8 protein-coding genes are annotated in these 18,376 nt (G+C 57.2%); 5 read left to right on the plus strand and 3 right to left on the minus strand.

Features of this window, described 5'->3' with window-relative positions; genetic code table 11:
• Window positions 1-406 precede the first annotated feature (406 nt).
• The 3 genes from AC1DKN_RS16485 to AC1DKN_RS16495 all read left to right on the plus strand — a co-directional run bounded on the left by AC1DKN_RS16485 (window position 407) and on the right by AC1DKN_RS16495 (window position 10,872).
• Window positions 407-3,469 (plus strand): hypothetical protein, encoded by a 3,063-nt coding sequence (locus AC1DKN_RS16485; protein ID WP_476871910.1) that lies wholly within the window; start codon window positions 407-409, stop codon window positions 3,467-3,469.
• Window positions 3,466-8,814, plus strand: a complete 5,349-nt coding sequence (locus tag AC1DKN_RS16490; protein ID WP_476871911.1) for a DEAD/DEAH box helicase — start codon at window positions 3,466-3,468, stop codon at window positions 8,812-8,814. The genes AC1DKN_RS16485 and AC1DKN_RS16490 overlap by 4 nt, the downstream gene beginning before the upstream one ends.
• Window positions 8,815-9,078: 264 nt before the next feature.
• Window positions 9,079-10,872, plus strand: a complete 1,794-nt coding sequence (locus AC1DKN_RS16495) for a DUF262 domain-containing protein (RefSeq protein ID WP_476871912.1) — start codon at window positions 9,079-9,081, stop codon at window positions 10,870-10,872.
• A gap of 109 nt (window positions 10,873-10,981) precedes the next feature.
• Here AC1DKN_RS16495 and AC1DKN_RS16500 read toward each other — a convergent pair whose 3' ends face one another.
• The 3 genes from AC1DKN_RS16500 to AC1DKN_RS16510 form a co-directional block, all read right to left on the minus strand.
• Complete coding sequence (locus AC1DKN_RS16500; RefSeq protein WP_476871913.1) at window positions 10,982-12,322, minus strand: sigma factor-like helix-turn-helix DNA-binding protein; 1,341 nt, start codon at window positions 12,320-12,322, stop codon at window positions 10,982-10,984.
• A 585-nt stretch (window positions 12,323-12,907) separates the two neighbouring features.
• Window positions 12,908-14,611 carry a DEAD/DEAH box helicase family protein gene (locus AC1DKN_RS16505; protein ID WP_476871914.1) on the minus strand — a complete coding sequence of 568 codons (1,704 nt, stop codon included), beginning with the start codon at window positions 14,609-14,611 and terminating at the stop codon, window positions 12,908-12,910.
• Window positions 14,572-16,860 carry an ATP-binding protein gene (locus AC1DKN_RS16510; RefSeq protein WP_476871915.1) on the minus strand — a complete coding sequence of 763 codons (2,289 nt, stop codon included), beginning with the start codon at window positions 16,858-16,860 and terminating at the stop codon, window positions 14,572-14,574. Before AC1DKN_RS16510 ends, AC1DKN_RS16505 begins: the two co-directional genes overlap by 40 nt.
• Before the next feature lie 244 nt (window positions 16,861-17,104).
• Here AC1DKN_RS16510 and AC1DKN_RS16515 point away from each other — a divergent pair, with 244 nt between their 5' ends.
• Both AC1DKN_RS16515 and AC1DKN_RS16520 read left to right on the plus strand, forming a co-directional pair.
• Window positions 17,105-17,602 carry a very short patch repair endonuclease gene (locus AC1DKN_RS16515; RefSeq protein ID WP_476871932.1) on the plus strand — a complete coding sequence of 166 codons (498 nt, stop codon included), beginning with the start codon at window positions 17,105-17,107 and terminating at the stop codon, window positions 17,600-17,602.
• 166 nt (window positions 17,603-17,768) lie between these two features.
• Window positions 17,769-18,371 carry a helicase associated domain-containing protein gene (locus tag AC1DKN_RS16520; protein WP_476871933.1) on the plus strand — a complete coding sequence of 201 codons (603 nt, stop codon included), beginning with the start codon at window positions 17,769-17,771 and terminating at the stop codon, window positions 18,369-18,371.
• Window positions 18,372-18,376: the final 5 nt, after the last annotated feature.

The raw sequence follows: 18,376 nt of genomic DNA on the forward strand, positions 1-18,376 counted from the left end.
CTCTGACCGTCAGGAGTCTTAGGTTTCCGCGGCCGCCTCAGGCCCCGACAATGTCTCTCTCCGTCGATCACCAAGCGAAGTGCGGCGGTCGACGGGCAGCAGCCGAGCGTCCGAAGTTGAGTAAGTCGCCCATGGTGGCCATATGTGGTCTGTGGTCACTGGGCCGGTATTTCAGCAGCCATCCGCTACAGAAACAGATGCGTCCGCAGGAGCCGTGTCGTCTCGCAAGAGACCACTGTTTGAATTTTGATGCAGCACAATTGGCATCATCACAGTAATGTTCTTCCCCACACCTGCAGCGGACCGGAAGGACACGACGCCGGCTTCTGCGCGTCGAATCTGAAACTGTCGGTGCTCCCAACTAATCTGACCTGAAAGAATTCTTTTGTAGTTGGGGGTACAAAAAATGGTTGAACTGGCGGCAAATGAAGTCGCAACAGTAGCTGGCGCAGACTACGAGGACTGGAACGCCGCGTTGGCTCACAGATTCTTCGGTGAGGATCGGGCGGGCGAGCTCGTTTACTTGGACAAAGACGATGAGGCCTTTGCAGGTGTTTGCTCCGACCTCGGGGTGGACCCCGATGACGCTGACGATTTGCTGGCGAACGCCGTCAGGGCCAAGCTCTATTGGAAGGAGTCGGGCCGGGCAGCCTTCGCGGAGTTCGACCGCGTAACCACTCTGTGGCTGTCCAGGCGACGCGAGGCCCTGGCAAATTCTGTGCAGGTCCCGCCACCGCCGCACATAGCGCTGCTGACTCTATTTTCACTTGCCGCTGAGCGGATCGGCGGAGCCAACATCGACACCGGAGCCGTCGAATCCAGCTATTACTCCAATCTGGAGGGACTACTTTCGGTACCGGCAATAGAATCGGGGAGATTTCGAACCTCTTTCACGAAATCCAGTGAAGCCTACTGGGAATCGTTGAGTCTCTGGCTGGAAGATCAGGACGGCCACCGGGGCATGCCGAGCGCTTACGCCCTAATGCACCGCTATGTGGGCCTGCCAATTTCGCAGGCGCTGGTGCGCGCCCGCGAGCGTAGAAACCTGAAGAAGATGTTTGAAGAGCAGGGATTCGTCGCCGGGATGACCGTGTCCCACACAGACATGTATGGCGCCATTGACGTCTGGATCAATTCTGCCCGGACATCGGCCAACACTGCTCTCGTGAAGATGTGGGCTTCAACCGAACTCAAGAGTCGAATAGTTGAAATTGCCCTTGCCGAGTTCGCAACTTGGGAAGGTGCTGCGTCATCTGCCGAGGGCACGAGGACATCCGGACAGAATTCCGGACGATGTCTGCTTACGCTGAGGGACGGGCGCGTCATGCTGCGATCTGAACTGCGTTTTGGATTGATGGTCGGGGGCGCGGCAGCTGTTGGGGAATCCTGCCATGTTGAAGGACTCAACGAGGCAACCCGAGAGTTCCCGCTGGGGACTCTTGGGATCGGGTCTGCGGGCTTTGATTTTCGTGCTGTCGGCATCGACGTAGGTTCGGCCATATCCGGTGATCTGCGGATTGTTGTGGGGGCAGGGAAAGAGCTCCGCCGCTTTCCAAAAAACGTGGTCATCCTGACCCGCGACGCATTCTCCGCTGGTTACATCGAATCCGACCGAATAAACGCTGCGGCCTTGTCGCGGATCTTGGTCAAGGATGAACCGCAGCTCGTATCTGCCGTGGAGCGAATCCTGGACGATGCAGCCCAGCCGGGGTACTTACGAATTCCTGGGGGCACAGGCGGCGTGCCGCAAAACTGGACAGTGTTCTCCGACGTCGTTCTCTTGCGGGCGCCAGCGCCCGCGCTGGTAACCGCGACCGATCTTTCAGCATTTCAACCGAGGCTGTCGACGCAAATGACGATTACGGGGGGACTGAAGCTGCCCGGCCACGTGCCGCGCTGGAGTGCCCTCAGCCCGATTCAGGTCATGATCGCCTCAGAGAGTGACGAACCCGTTGACCTAGTTGTGGTGACCCGAAATTCGGAAACTCTCCAAACTGAAGAAAGGGTCACCCACCGTGGGTTGTCGGTGCCCGCAGTAGTTGATCTGGATGATCTGCCCGACAGCTGCACCAACTTCACATTATCGCTGCGCCGAGGCAAGACAACTCTCCAGAACCTGTCGGTGAAGCTCAGAAGTTCGTTGGAGCCTAGCCCGGACATTGCGAAACGGTTCCGATCGTTGTGCCACGATCTGGAGGACCCACTGTGGCCAATGAAGTGTGTCGCGAGCGAAGACGCAGCCGTTCCCGGACTCGATGGTCTCGCTTTGTCGGCACCCTCGGTGCCACACCAAACCCGCAGTGTAGCCTCACGTCCGAATTGGGCTGGCAACGGGCGGATGCATCCCGGCGGACAGCTGCTTGTAGTGGCCGGGCCGCCCGAAAACTCCTGCATAGTTACTGGGCGCCATCGCTTCGACTTTCCGACTTTTGACGGGAAACGTCCAAAATCGAGTTGGATGTACGGAATCTGCACCCAATGCGGCATGAGCAAACGACAGCCCACATTGGCGCGCAAATCCGCGTCCTCCAGCGAAGTCTCGGCCCGGCGGACACGACATGCCCTGCCCGAGCTTTCTTCTACGGGGCCGAGCTGGAGCTCCCTCATCGACTCCCTTTTCTTCCTGGGAGCCGGGTCTCGTCGAGAATTCTCGACTCTTGCAAGGCAACTCGAAGACACGGCCATTTTCGAAAACCAGCTGCTTCGCGATCTGGAGGCGTTGAGCGTTATCGAGCTGGAGCGAAACGACGAACTCGACGTTGTCCGGTGGGAATCTGCGGCGACATGCTTGGGTCAATTAGCCGATGGATCATGGATTTTGACCGGCTTTTGGAACAGACAACTCAAAGGTGAGGTGCTGGAAGCTCTGGCGGCAACCGGTGCCACGATTTCAGTCAACGCCCCAGGCCGCCAACCGTTGCACGTGGTCGGCGATGTCGCGCAGGACAAAATCGCCTCCATCGCCGAGGAGTTCGGCGTGGACCTGGTTCCGAATGCTGCTGTGGCACTCGCGGAAGCGCTGCCTGCTTTGTCCACCGTAGGTGCAGGGCTACACCGCTGCAGCATGCCCTTCGCCGAGTCGTATGAGTACTTCAGTTCACAGTCCGCGTCGTGGGTGGCTACGGAAGTCGCGGGACAGCCCGGACTCTATCGCGTGTCTCAGAGTTTTAGTTCACGATACTACTTTCGCAGCACCCATGACGTCGCCCACGGTGTGGCGGCAGTGGTAACCGTTGAGTTGGGAAAGCACCTTGCTGCGCTGGTGTCGGATCGCCCGCTCATTGCCTATGACCCTGTGGAAGCCACATTGTCAGTTCCAGTCGGCGCCGAACTTCCAGGCATATACGGACGTGCAGCAGTCATGGGAGACGGCGATTTACCCGAAATTCGGCGCTCAGACCGCTCGGTCAACTATTTCAACGTCCCTGCCGCCGCTGCTGAAGCGATTATCGGAAAGCTCACGTCATGAACCAGCACCCCACTCCTATCAGCATCAGCGATGACCTCAAAGAGGCTTTTTCGCGATATTTTTCGACAAACTATCGCCTCCGATCCTCAGGGTTGGCCGCGGACAGGGACGACCTTCTTGCTGCACCAGGACAAGTCTTCCAGGAGCCCCTGGTCGAACCCGTCATTCCTTATCCGACCACAGACGACCTCGTAGACACGGCCAAGGCGGCCGGCTACTCGGAATCGGTTGGACGTACCGTTGGGGACGCTTTCTTTCGTCAGTACGTGAAGCCCGGCGAACGACTAGGAGTTCGCCGGCACCAAGCGACAAGCATCCTGACGAATAGAGGGGCCGCAGAGGCGGGAAAACGAAATGTTGTCGTTACCTCGGGCACCGGATCCGGCAAGACCGAAGCGATCCTCATGCCTATCTTGCTGCGGCTAGTGGAGGAATCCGAGGGCTGGAGCAGGCCCGGGCCTGTCAACAGATGGTGGACTGGGGACACATTCAGCCCGATGCGGAAGAACGAGAAGCGCAAGGCCGCGGTTCGAGCGATGATCCTGTACCCCACGAACGCACTAGTGGAAGATCAGCTCACGCGCCTCCGCCTTGCCTTCCGGAGAATCTCCGAAACCCGCCCCGAGGCGCGCCTCTGGTTTGGCCGGTACACGGGTGCAACGCCCGGAAACAACGTACTCCCGACCCCGTCAGCGAAATCGGGTGTCGTTTCTCGGGTAATCCAAGAACTTCGAGAAATAGCCGAGGAGTACGAGAGCCTTGTGTCTGCTGGGACGGTGGAAGAGAGCGATTTGTCACTCTTCACTGACCCAACGATTCATGAAATGGTCACGCGTTGGGATATGGTTCAGGATCCGCCAGACGTGATGGTTTCTAACTTTGCCATGATCAACGCGATCCTAATGCGGGACTTCGAAGCACCGCTTTTTCGGCAGACTCGTGAATGGCTTGCTCAATCGCCGGATCACGTGTTCACGTTGGCAGTGGATGAACTCCACTCATACAGAGGCTCCGCCGGCAGTGAAATTGCACTTCTTTTGCGCAGGCTCATGAGTCGGCTTGGCCTGGAACCGGACAGCCCCCAGCTGCGCATCATCGCCGCCAGTGCTTCACTAAATCAGGACGACCAGGGCTTGAACTTCCTGGAGGAGTTCTTCGGAGCGTCGAAGAGCAGCTTCCTCGTCACCGCAGGGCAGTCCCGTGCAATTGTGAGCCCGCTGCCAATTTGCCGGGATCAGGTGCTGACGGAACACGCGGCGGGGACATTGGTGAATCGATCTGCTGAACTCTCTGAGGCTATTGCGGCGGCGTGCTTTGAGGAGGAGGAAGGCAGGTACCGGGCTCAGTTCCTTCAGACTATTTCGCAACGGTTGTTCGGCAGCGACGATCCTGAACTGGCGGCACTTCAGGCAGTCTTCCAAGCTGTGGCACTCGGGCCGCAAGTTGGCGTCCCTCTGCGGGGGCACATATTTGCCCGCGTATTGTCCGGGTTGTGGGCCTGCAGTAGCGTCCTTTGCCCGGGGGTGTCTCCCGACAGACGAGACAAGTACCGTAACGTTGGCAAGCTCTTCGGACAACCCGTGTCAGTCTGCGACGACTGTGGCAGCCGAGTCCTGGAGCTCATCTTGTGTGGCGAGTGCGGCGATACGAGCCTCGGTGGCTACGTATTGCCCTTCAGTGACGGAACAGAGAGCCTGAGCGCGACGCCTGCGGGCATCCTGTCCGACGCACCGGGGTTGGTGACGCGTCGAAACCGGGGTATCTACAGATGGTTTTGGCCGGCGCACGGAGACCAGCCGCCCGTTGGCGCCGGCAGTAAGTGGTCAAGCCAGTCATTCGATGTTGCCTGGGTCCGGGCACGATTGGAAACTAGCGGACGCATTGAAGTGGGGGCCCCCGAAGGGGCAAATGGTTGGGTGCTTCAGATCAGCGGCGAAGGCGACGCCAACGCAACGCCCGCGATCCCTGGTAAATGCCCCCAATGCGGCCAACAGGGACGCCAGACGGCTGAATTTGTCCAAGGCCAGGTCGCGTCACCCCTGCAAGGCCACGCAACATCGCCAGCTCAGACGACTTCTGTATACCTACGCCAGCTCCCTCGGACCCTTGGCGAGCGCCCGGAGGATTACCGAACCATAGTGTTCACGGACAATCGAGATTCTGCGGCCCGGACTGCCGCTTCTCTTGCGACCCGACAGTACAGCGACATCTTGGTTCAAATGCTCCGAAGGGGCCTCTCGGAGGCAGCGGACACAGATGTTGTGGATATCCTTCGACGCTTCACCTCGGACGCATCGAGTCTGAAGCCTGCTGAACTCGCCCAAGCACAACACATACTGCAGACGAATCCCGGGGCGCTCACAGCAGTCGTGCGTGCAACTGCTGGCGTGGCCACCCCGGCGGACCACCAGATACTGTCGGACCTGAACTCAGCCGGTTCCGAGTCCATCGCATGGAACGACCTCCGAGTTCGGATCGAAACACAGATGGTCGACTTGGGAATCAGCCCGGGTGGCCCCTCGCCCTTTGCTCAGAAGTTCAACAAGGAGTCTTGGTACACCTTCTATGCGCCGCCGGAGCCGGGCCTTTGGACAAAGGCCGATGCTGCTTCCTCGGCTGTTGCACAAGAGAAGCTTGGCAACATGCTGGACATGGAATTGGCACGACAAGTATTCGACTCCGGCCGGCGCGATGTTGAATCGACGGGGCTGGCCTGGGTCCGTGCAGAAGTTTCGGGGACTGGATCCGGCCTCGACGACGATCTCGCCAGCGAGGTTGCTGCGAGCTGCGTGCGGCTGTTGGGTCTGGACCTCAACTACGAGGGGTCTTTCGCCGCCAGAGCGGACGGGATTAAGACCCCTACCGCTGTCCGGGACTACTTGAAACGAGTTTCGGTCCTACACAATGTCGACAGCGGAACTCTCGAGGCATGGGCATACGGCGCCCTCAAGAGCCAGGGCCTGACACACGACGGTTGGATCCTAAAAATACACGGAGCCACGAACCACATACGTTTTGCCCCTCCACCCGGCCAAGTATGGACTTGCGACCGCTGTGGCTTTGTCCACCTACACGGCTCCGCGGGAGTCTGCGCCAACAAAGGCTGTGACTCCTCGACACTTTCGCAACGCGATGGAGCAGCACATGGTGGGGACTACTATGGATGGCTTGCGAGCCAGGATCTAAGGCGCATAGCGGTTGCTGAGCTGACCGCCCAGACCAAGCCGGCCAGTGAACAACGTAAGCGTCAGCGCTGGTTCAAGGGTATCCAGCTGCCAGCGCCGAAAGAGAACCCCCGGACTTGCCAACTCGATGTACTAAGCGTCACGACGACTATGGAAGTCGGCGTCGATATTGGTGCTCTCAACGCAACTCTCATGGCCAATATGCCGCCTCAGCGGTTCAACTACCAGCAGCGAGTTGGACGCGCCGGCCGCGCCGGGCAGGCGTTCTCATTTGCCGTCACGTCGTGCCGTGACTCGGCCCATGATGAGTACTACTTTAACAATGCTTACAGAATGACGGGCGATCTTCCGCCGCAGCCGTTCCTGGACCTGGGGCGTCCCCGCATCGTACAGCGGGTCGCTGCGTCTGAGCTGCTCAAGCGGGCCTTCTCATCGGTGGCGGGGAGTCCAGTATGGACTCCCGACAGCCTTCATGGGTCGTTCGGAAAGGTCGACTCATGGCCCGATTACCGGCCAAGCGTCGCTGAATGGCTGAGTACGCATCCGAACGTGGGCGAGGTCATTCGGCAGCTGAGCCGCTACACGAAGCTCACTGAGGAGCAGGTCCTGGAGATCGAGCGTTGGGCGCGTATTGAACTTGTCGCAGAAGTGGATCGAATCATTGCGCTGCCGGAACGAAGCGACGAGGAACTTAGCCTGGTCTTGGCGCTAGGCGGTCTTCTTCCGCTCTTCGGATTTCCGACGAGAGTGCGCAATCTCTACGACGGTGAAGTCATGGGCCGGGTCCTAGACAACAACGTTGTTGCTGACCGACCCCTTGCGATGGCTGTTACGAACTACGCACCAGGCGCCGAAGTTGTCAGGGACGGACTCGTTCACACGGCAGCAGGGTTTGCCCACTACGAGAAGACGGGCAAATTATGGTCGCCTGTCGACCCGATGGGAGCTGCCCACGAAGTTGTTTCTTGTCCGGATTGCGCAACAACGTTCATCGACCGGAAAGTCGATGACGTTTGTGAGAATTGCGGCTCCGAAGTGGTGCGATTCTCCATGTTTGAGCCGCGAGGGTTCAGAACGACCTACAAGCCGCGTCCCTATCGTATCGACGGCTCGCGGGCACAGTCGAAAAGCCTCCCTACATTCGTTTCCGCCCAAAAGGAGACGGCGCTCGAAGAAGTCCTAGGTGTCGATGTGCGTTTGTATGAGCAGGGCAAGTTGCTGCAGTACAACGATAACCGGGGGCGTCTGTTCGACCTTAAGCGGCAGGGCGATGGTTCTGTGGTGGCCGTCGACAAGATGATCTATACGCGTGGTTGGAAGGACATGCCCACGTCGGGGATCGACATCGGAAAGAGCGCCATCGGTGAAATCCGCACGACGGACGCTGTGACAGTCGCGTTCACCAGGCTGAAGACGCCAACCGGCGGCGTTCCCACCTCCGCAGGAGTACTACCAGCAGGAATGTCTGCCCTCTGGTCGCTCGCTGAAGTGATGCGCGCTGGGGTGAAGGCGCAGCTAGACATCGATCCACAGGAGATGCAGGCAGGCCTTCAGCACCTGACCACTGCCGGTGAGCCGACCGCGAGAGTGTTCTTGGCCGACAGCCTGGATAACGGGGCGGGATACGCCGTGGAGATCGCCAAAGCGGAAAATTTTAAGGCCCTGCTGCGCTCTACTCGTGAGACATTGCGCCTCATGTATGAAGACGACGATCATGCCGGATGTTCTACGTCTTGCCCCGACTGTCTGAGGTCGTGGGACAACCAACGCCTCCATGGCGTTCTCGACTGGAGGCTGGCGCTCGACATGCTCGATTTGTGCGCGGGAGACGAGTTGAAACTCTCTAGATGGTTCGGTCGCAAGCAGGAGCTTCAGTCGGCGGCACGGTCCATCGACGCTGGCTGCGAGGTCGTGGCGGCCGGGTCCCTGGATGTCCCGGTCGTGCTTATGCCGGACGAGAAAGTCGGCGTGGTTGTGGGTCATCCCCTGTGGTTCCGCAGCGCCGCCGGTAGTGCAGATTCACAGAGGGAAACAGCCATCTCCGAAGCCAAACAGGAGCTGCCAGGATACCGACTTTCGATGAGCGATCATTTTGAATTTGACCGGCGCTCGCTCCCGGTGCTCGTCTCGGCGTTAGAGGGCGAAGCTGTGGTTCTATGAGAGTTGGCTGTGTCGACGGAGCCCTGTGCAGAACCGGTGTCAACGCTATCGTCCCCGCGAGAGGTCAGGGACACTTGACGGTGCGGGATTCGAATCGAGGCTAGCAAAGAGAACACACCTCGCATCCTGACTACCTGGAGAAGATGACATACGCTCGACCGCCTCGGGGAGGGGGGCATATCCAAGATCTGTATCGATCGCCGCGCAGATGCGTCGGGTGTGCTTAGATGGGCGAAAGTGAATTGAGAGAAGGAAGGCCGGCGGATGTCGACTGAACAAAAGCTGGGGGCCGACCCGGTCACTTTGAACGTCCGACTCGGCGATGACGTCCAGCTCTATTGCCCGCTGTTCCAACGTCCTTACGTTTGGGGCAAGGCCCAGATCGACCGTCTCTGGGACGACATAGACACCGTCCGCGATGAAACATACCCCCGTCGCTTCCTCGGTGCCCTCGTGTTCAACGAGGACCTGCCAGCTACGGCTACGCAGGCTGGACGTTATTGGATCATTGACGGCCAGCAGCGCCTCACAACTATGGTGCTTACGCTGGTGGCATTGGCAGCCCATGCGCAACATTTTGGCGATGCTGGCAAGGAAGTCGCCCAGGATGTCTTTGAGCAGTATTTGGTTAGCCGAAAGAAGAACAGCAAGAACCAACCGAAGCTCTGCCCCACGCTGACGGATACACGCCAGTTCCACGACATAATGCGCTCAGCCTTCGGCTACGAATTTGATTTGGAAATAGATATGTCTCGGGAGGCCGGTGATCCGGACGGGGACATGACCAAGGCCTACCAGATAATTCTCAAACACATTGTCAAGCGCACGTCCAAGCCACAGGACAATGTGGAACTGAACAACGACGAAGCCGTGGCCAACATAGAAGAGCTGCGGGATGTGCTGCTGGAATGCCTGGAATTTGTCGAGATTCGCCTCGGATCCAGCCACGACCCCAATGAAGTATTCGACCGTCTCAATAACGAAGGGGTAAGGCTAGGGATCATTGACCTTGTTCGAAACGACATACTGAAGCGGCTCGACAAGGACGGTAAGCAGGCGCTTAAACTCTACCAAAACGAATGGAAGCCGTTTGAAGAAGCCTTCTCCGACAATGCGGCTAAAACCGGATACTTCTTTCCCTTCGCTCTGACTATTGATTCCACAGTTACGAAAGCCTCAACGTTCGCCGCCTTATCCCGGCGCTGGAATGAGACCCTAGAGAATAAGAACCTGGATGCACGCGGTGAACTCCTGGAACTCATGAGCGACCTTCGCTCACACCAGGCTTCTTTCAATGCCATCCACTCGGGCCGGCTTGACCAAGTTGAACCAGAACTGACCGAGTACGTCCGCCGTCTCGTCGACCTAAACCGCCCCGGTTCGACATACCCCTACACAATGCAGCTGCTCACCAGCGCTAGCAGCGGCGAGTGCAGCACGACAGACGCGATCGTTTGCCTCCGAATTATGGAATCATTCCTGGTCCGTCGGGGACTGCAGGGCATCGAGCCGACCGGTCTGCATGCGATCTTCAAGAAGCTCTGGAAAGAAGCCGGCTCTAATCCGGCGGCAGTCAGACGCCAAATCGTTTCGACGACGGTCAGTTTCCCCGACGACTCGTCCGTGACACAGGCGATAGCCAACGGAGACCTGTACCACCGGAAGATAAAGAACTATGTCATGCTCGAATATGAGCGAGACTTCACCAGCGGTGACGTTCTTGAAACATTCCCTCCGATGACGGTGGATCACCTTATGCCGCAAAACTATACCGATGATTGGCAAAAGGAAGTGTCGGCCGAGGACCACAAGAGATTACTCAACACGTGGGGCAACCTTGTTCCGCTATCCCCAGACGCCAACTCGACCAAGGGATGCAAGTCATGGGCCGACGCCCGCAACTTGCTTCAGTCCGAAACCGTGTTCTCCACCACAAAACAGGTCTACATGCACCATGACAGCTGGAATGCGGAAACAATCGAACACCGTTCTAAAAGAATTGAAGCTTGGGCGCTCGAACGCTGGCCGTATTTCGGGGAGCTGCTCACGGAGAAGTGACCGCCCACTGAATTCTCTGCGAAGATGTAAAGCCAAAAGAGCCAGCATTTGAAATCAGGAACAGGGCCGTGAGCCTTGAGTGAGTATACCGGAGCGGATGACAATACGTTCAGTGCGTGGCGAGGGGCGGGCCCTGAGGACAAGAATCGTTGCATCCATGTAATATGGACGCACTTAACGACTCCCTATCCAATAATACGACAACAAGACACCCCAGACTAAGCCCTAGCGCGTGGACAGCGGCCCGGAGCGAAGATATGGAGGCGCCACTCGAATGTCTGCGCAGAATTACGGGGAAAGTGCCGCTGAACGGCATTGTAGAAGGGTAGTGGTGAAGACCGAAGCGCCACGTGAGCCACGTATGGACGCCGATGCCGCTTCCGCGGAGCATCTCATGATTAATCGAAAGCTTGATCGCCACCTTGATTCCCGCTTCGGCGATATGAGGAGGTTGCATCGGTTCTGGGCACGGAATCGGTGTTGCTCCTCTTTCAACAAGATCAATCCTTCCGTCTGTTGTTAGCCCGAGAGAAGAGTGAGCCAAGCACTGGTTGATTCGCCATGTCGTGACCGGGTAACGACGTAATGTCGCAGCCACCAGATGTGTCTCAGTCATGGGACCTAGTTCTCTCACTACGGCGATAACAGCCTCCGTGGCATCCTGATAGGTAAATGACTCGTTGAGCTGCTTCCACTCGGTAAGTGCCCACGTTCCCTCGGGGCGAACTTGAAAGAACCTTGCGGGGCTGTGCCTCAGGACCTCTGCGAGCGCTCGGGATGAGGTTGCTCCTATAGCCCGACTTATGTCGTCAGCAGTAGCCGGTACGGTCCTGGATCTTAGCCAAAGGTGTGCGGCATCTGCGATCTTGGATCGACGCCGAACCCATCCCAGCGGTATGGATACAATCGGTGACCCCGGTGAGGCGAAGGCTTCTCCTTTTGGGAAGGCCTCAGGGAATCCTTGTGCCTCAGCATATTGTTCCAGTTCTGAATCTTCAAAAGGGGCTCGATCTGCGATCGCCTTAGCCGCAAGGGCTGCGGCATCTGCGGACTTCCCCCACCATTCGCTCTGTTTCCAACCCCATAATCGAAGTGGACTGAAACCTGCGGAGCTCAGCAGTGACGTCATGCCGTAAGAGCAAGTCGTTTCAAATTTCTGCATCAAGTCTGCCAACGCAACAAATGTATCAGTTGTGAAGGAAACTGATATATCATCCAGAACATCAGGACGAGCTTTGCTGACATGGGCATGAAGCATGGCGCGTCCACTCTTTTCTATTTGCCTTATGCGTTCGCGTGTCACTCCTAAATCGACGCCGATGTCCTCGAGCGTGAATCCGTCGAAGCGCAGCGACAATACGGCTTGAGTTCGCTTGTCAAGCAAGCGCCAGGCATCATCTATAGGGTTCGCAAATTCGGAATGGTTCGTAGACTGGATCAAAGAAATCAACTCAAATCAGAATATGTACAACTTCGAGATTGCAGCTAGTGACTATTCGTTCATTGTGGGCTTGGACATTTCGAGGAGTTGGGTTCTCGAAGGGGGCGGTGACACATAACGTCCATGCATCCCGGTCTCCGCTTGCCCTCGCTTGCAGAGCGGCCCACACGAGATGTTTGAAGTCTCGTAGGGGGCCCCAAGCCAAGGTAGAACGGTGGTCTTCGCGGTGTGCCCGTATGCGAAGAGGTTTGATTTGCAGGCTGTCCATATCCACGTTCCATCCGGGCCCGAGGCATCTGGCGACGATCTCAGAGGGTGGCGGCAGCCGACGTGTGACCAGGTCAGCATGCTTGCCGAGCCCGTTCGTCGCTCTCGCGAACTCCTTCATCGGCCCATCTTTGATCCAGACGCGTGCATCCTCGAGCGACATGAAATTCTGCAGTAGACCCCCGACGGATGGCGAAGCCAGCCAGAGGCTATATTGCTTTGAGCGTGCGTGCGTGCTGAGGAACTCCCAGCGAATCAGTTCAGCTTCAAGAAATAGCGTTCGGACGACTTGTCTCTCGACGGACTCGGGCAAAGATCCACGGGCCATTAGTCGATGCCGATCGGAGATGGGAAATTGAGTCGGACCTCATCCGCTGCCGTCTCCAGGCTTGCTGCGTCCTCGATCCAGTAGTTCAGTAGCGAACCTGCCGTTTCATCGTTAAACGTGATCGCGGAATGTGCCGGCAGGGCCAACTCTTCTTTTTCGGCGGCGTCGAGAGATCGCTTGAGTTGAAGCGTCGCGGCCACCCTACGGATGTCGGTGACAAAATCAAGGACCCGGAGTGTATCTTTACCCTCACGAAGCCGAAGCCCGCGACCAAGTTGTTGCACGAAAATGCGCCGACTATGGGTGACGCGAAGGAACCCGATAAGGTTCACGTCCGGTACATCGACTCCTTCGTTGAAAACATCTACGCACGTAATTATCGACACTCTGCCCATGCGGAACGCATTCAGGAGTACCTGGCGTTTTTGGCGACTCAAATTGCTATGAAGATAGGTCGCACTTCTCCACATGGGGTCGGCCTGCTGAAGTAGCCGTGCGACACGTTCAGCATGCTCAACGGTTTGGCAGAAAAGAATTGCGCGTGGTTTACTAGTTTGCTGCCAGGCGATTCGAAATTCATCGATTATTTGCTGATCTCGTTGAGGAAGGAATAGCTGTCGATTAAGCTCTTTCAGAGAATAGCCGTGTTCGCTGACCGATTTAACAAAATCCCAATCAAGGTTGTCGACGAACATCCTGTAATCGACCTTGGCCAAGTATCCTCCCGCCATGCCCTCGGCAATGCCTAGAGCGTAGGAAGCTGTGCCGAAGCGTTCCGTTATGTCGAATTTATCTCCACGCCAAGGGGTTGCCGTCACGCCAAATTGCTTCGCCTCGCTGGCGAGGTCAAGTAATTGCGCTAACTTGCCCACTTCGGCGACGTGGTGTGTCTCGTCGACCATAATCAGACCCGGCTTATAACCCGTACGCACTGCACCCAGGGCTGAGTCGATGGTCGCCACCGTCACGCCATCGAGGCCGGACGTTCTACTATCGCTGTGGACGGCCCTGGTAGGTGTGGATTTGCCCAAATGTCTCCAAATAGCCTTCTCCAATTGATCAACTAGCTCTTTCATGTGGGCAACCACGAGTACCGGTTCGTCGGGTCGACACTCTAGGTGCCTTCGAATGACTTCACCGCCCACGACGGTCTTACCGAGGCCGGTCGCCAGGACCAATAGCGCCCGGCCAGAATTCTCTAAGTCTTCTTCGAGGCAGGCAATGGCACGCTCTTGATAGACGCGCATAGCATATGCGGAAGGGACACGGTTGGGCATTTTCTCCCAAATTTCGGCTAGTGTCGCTCCGTGCCAAACCAGGGTGCGAATACCAACGCGTTCCAGTTCGAGCAGGCGTTCTCTAGCCGGACGATTTAGACTCGTGTTCGTGACTAACACAGCCTGATCTGCACCATATTCCGTCCGTGCCCGTTCGGTGTCATCCACTCCAGTTCGATCAATTGGCCCGGATTTTGACCACTTGCACTGGACCACCCATTGCTCTCTGTTACGGATCGCAAGGATATCGGCCCCCCTGTCATGGGCGCCGTCAATGACACGGACGTCTACAAATCCCAGGTGCCAAAGGGCCCGCTCGGTTGCGAGCGTCAGGCCTTGGGGTCCACGATCCAGAAGCTGTTGACCGTTGAGAAAATTAGCCATGTCTAGCTTGAGAACTCTTCGGATAGCAGCTTGCAGCTCCATCGCGTGCGTTGAAGTTGTGCAGCCGACGGGGGCGTCTGGGCCGAAACCAATGTGGCTAGATCATTGACGTAGCCCACAACTTTTGCCACACTCAGCCGTTTGGCTGTCGGCGAAGTGAGCGTCGAGTATGGGCCCCGGAAGACTTTCTCGTCGAAAAACGCTTCCGGCCAAGACTCAACCAGTTTCACAAGGTAGAGGGCCGGTGCGTACAGCAAGAATGAACCGTCTTCCCAAACAAGCTCGGTGAAATGTGCCCCATCGTTGACCACCCCATTTTCTACAGCGGTGCGTTCATCGGGGGACAAGTACTGGACAGCACGTTGCGGGTCGTCCTCGACGCAGGCTGCCATCCGTGTCCGCACATCCAAAAGCAGTTCGGCGGCTTGGTTGCGAACAGTCGTAGGATCAACAGCTGAATGGGGAAGGCATGCTGACTTGAGGCGGGAAGTAACCTCTGCGGCCGAAAGGCTGCCCCCAGGAACTCGGATCTTCAAGAAGGGTACTAGTTCGAGCAACACCGCATCTTCATAAGTGGTTCCGAATCGCGTAAATAGTTCGTGTTGCGCATCGATGAAGACCCTCGCCAACTTACCGGAGCCGGGCTTCAGCCACACTGGTGTTTTCCCTCCCCACTCGTCGTGAAGGGGAGAATCTGCGACAACCATAGTCTGAAGTTCCAACACCCCGAGTTCGGGAAGTCCAAAGCTAACTGAAAGTTCCGGGAGCGGGATCGCATTCCTCGAGATTCGGTCGATGCGTTCCTGGAGAGTCTCCTCCATCGTTGGTTCGGTTGGCTTGATGGTCTTGTCCACAGCCGTTTCAGCCTCAGACACTGCAGGAATGCCAAGTGCCGCCAGGACCGCTGCTTCGTCCGCTGTTTTTGGGGAATCTCCTGTGGCTGCCGAAACCTTCGCGTCGTTCTTCCGCTGCTCGTGGCTCTGTATCGCATCCCACCACTTTTGATCGGTGAGGTAATCCGGGTCTCCGGACCAGAATTTCCGAGCCCATTCACGGGTTAGATCATGAATCGGACCATTTCCATTTCCAGGAACGAGGTGCCGGCGTCCTGCATCGTTGCGTCGGTATCCCTCTATCAGCTTGGCTATTGCGCTGATATTCTTTGGGTAACCGAGACGGTCGGCGGTCCTTGGCAGCAGCGGCCCTTCACCTCGAAGGAAGTCCATGGCAGCCCGCCAGCTGCGGTCGCTATACTCGAAGGCGTTCTTGCTGTAGGTAACGGGAACATGGTCGAGATGTATCTCGCCAACTATTCGACCGTATCCGTTTGGAATCTCGACTGGGTATTCCGTATCGGTCCCGGCAACCGGGTCATTGGGATTAGTCCAGTCGAAAACCCTCTTATCGAATGTGAGTATCTTGCGTCCATTTCGGAGAAAGTCGATGCCAAATTCGCGCTTATCTAGGTGCCGTTGGATGCCGACCCAGCCGTGAATTCTGCGATCTCTGGGAATTAACTGATCAGCACCGCATTCGCGACAATTATCGTACCCGGGGTCCTGCCAATTTCCGCACTGAGAACACGCATCCGCAGGGGCGAATTTTTGGTCGATGTTGATCACCGCTGGGATGCGTTCAGCCGTCGCGCCATTCCCATAGTTCACATATCGATCGGCGCCCCAGACGCAGGGCATGCGGGGTTTGACGCGCACCCCGTCAACCCAAAGTTCTACAGGGGAAGAGCTGAGGATCCAGCTGTAAACGTTGCCCAGTAGTTCCCGCAGCTGCCGTGCGTTTCGCTGCAGCCATTCTGCTTGCGGCCGCTTCAAGTTGCCTATAACTATTTTGGTGCCGTGTTCGCTGAGGTCAGTCTTGGCTTCTTCGAGATCGGTTGCCTCGAAGTCTTCTTTGATCTTTTCCAGGTCAATATCAACCCCGGTCCAAGCAGGATCGCCCGTGCGTGTGGTCAGGACCTGAGTTCGCCGTCCAAGCCGAGCCGTGCTCACGTTGAAGCCCATTCCAAAGAGGCCTAGCTTGTCGAAGCGATCGTTGCTGGACCACCCCGCCTTGACGGCCTTTTCGAGGTCGCTGGCGGCCATACCCCGACCCGTATCTTGAATAACCACTTCCGCGTCGTCTAAGGAAGCCCGCATGCTGGGCAGGCTGACCGTGACTTTGAAGCCGCCGGGCCACGGAGTTGATGATCGTTGGATTTCCGTGAAGTCGTCAAACGCATTGTCGATGAGCTCGGCGATGCACTGCCACTCGGCAAACTCGATTTCACCTAGCATGCGAAGAATGCGTGGAGACGGTGTTATATCCACAGAGGACCCCCTAATTGTGCTGGCCCCCCAAAGGCGCCGCGGACTGTGTGATCGCGTGAGACGTAGGCTTCGTGCGCTCTTGGCAATCATCACACAGCAGGTTAAGAAGTCTGAGGATGGACGCGGGACAATTGAGTGAGGCTGGGGAGCCGGACTCAATAAGGAGGACCTCGTGACCAACGATGATATGGAATCCGTGATCAGTTCACGGATGTCGAAGATACGGAGCAAAGACACCCGGCCCGAGCTGGCCGTGCGCAGAGAACTACGAGCACTGGGTCTGGGGTATCGAGTCGGAGGACGCCCGGTGCCCGAGATCGCAAGAACGGGGGACATATTGTTTCCTAGCGCCAGAACAGTTGTGATGGTCGACGGGTGCTTCTGGCACGGTTGCCCTGAGCACTACCGTCCCTCGTCACGGCGATCAGGCTTTTGGTTGAAAAAGCTCGCAGAAAATAGAGCCCGCGATGAAGATACAAACCGTGTATTAAGCGACTGCGGATGGCTGGTAATCCGGATCTGGGAGCATGAGGATCCACACGAGGCCGCCGTCAGTATTGCCACTCAGGTTCGAGAAAGGCGGCGGCGTCCAAAGCAGAACTCAAGTTTCACTGTTCGGCCGTACGAAGCAGCGGAACGTCAGGGGGCGGGGGATCTTTCTCCTTCTGACGCATTACCTCGCGACAGAATAGAATCCCATTTGGGTTGAACGCTGGACTCGCAAGCTCGATCAGCTCGTCTTATACGGGGCTTGCATACAAGACCTTCTGGCGTGAGAGCAGTCCTGAGCACGTGAACCTCATCAACAGGAAGAGGAACGCTTTATGCGGGATAAACGATCCGACAACACGGAGGAATGGACTCTTATGTATCGCATGGGACTTACTCAACAGAAGATATCTGATCTATGCGGCGTTCCGGTCGGCTTGGTCCGGCGTTCAATTGCTTGGAACAAGGGCTTAGACGCGTCGCTCCAAGTACAACATGAAGAAAATGCTCCCGAGGAGGCCACAATCCGCTGGTCTCGACGGTGCGAAGAATTGACTGAATTCGTTGCAGCCCGCCACCGGCTGCCATCTACAAAGGGCATGGATCGCGTCGAAAGGTCGCTAGGGCGATGGCTCGCCACTCAGAGGTCGACAGCTGAGAAGCTAAATTCCGTCCAAATAAAGCGTCTAGACGATGCGGGCAACTGGCGCCAAACGCCCAGGGCGGAGAGCGATGATGCCCGGTGGTGGCGGACGCTCGAAGAGTGTGGATGCTATCTGGGGACGACAAGTAGGCTTCCGTCGTGGCGAACCTACAAAACGGAGACGGAAAGGCGACTCGGTACATGGTTGCATGCCCAGCGCCAAAAATGCCGGTCTGGCAAGCTTGCGGTTGAGCGGCGAAGAGCTCTGGACGAATGCTTGCCTAGATGGAATACGTGGAATGAACCCACCGGGAGTGGATCAGAATTTGAAATAAACCAAAAATGACCGCG

The sequence above is a fragment of the Arthrobacter sp. 01N444 genome, assembly GCF_056399305.1.

Coding starts and splice junctions, on each gene's coding strand:
- AC1DKN_RS16485 (WP_476871910.1), top strand. CDS start 407: ATGGTTGAACTGGCGGCAAATGAAGTCGCAACAGTAGCTGGCGCAGAC.
- AC1DKN_RS16490 (WP_476871911.1), top strand. CDS start 3,466: ATGAACCAGCACCCCACTCCTATCAGCATCAGCGATGACCTCAAAGAG.
- AC1DKN_RS16495 (WP_476871912.1), top strand. CDS start 9,079: ATGTCGACTGAACAAAAGCTGGGGGCCGACCCGGTCACTTTGAACGTC.
- AC1DKN_RS16505 (WP_476871914.1), bottom strand. CDS start 14,611: ATGGAGCTGCAAGCTGCTATCCGAAGAGTTCTCAAGCTAGACATGGCT.
- AC1DKN_RS16510 (WP_476871915.1), bottom strand. CDS start 16,860: ATGCTAGGTGAAATCGAGTTTGCCGAGTGGCAGTGCATCGCCGAGCTC.
- AC1DKN_RS16515 (WP_476871932.1), top strand. CDS start 17,105: ATGTCGAAGATACGGAGCAAAGACACCCGGCCCGAGCTGGCCGTGCGC.
- AC1DKN_RS16520 (WP_476871933.1), top strand. CDS start 17,769: ATGGGACTTACTCAACAGAAGATATCTGATCTATGCGGCGTTCCGGTC.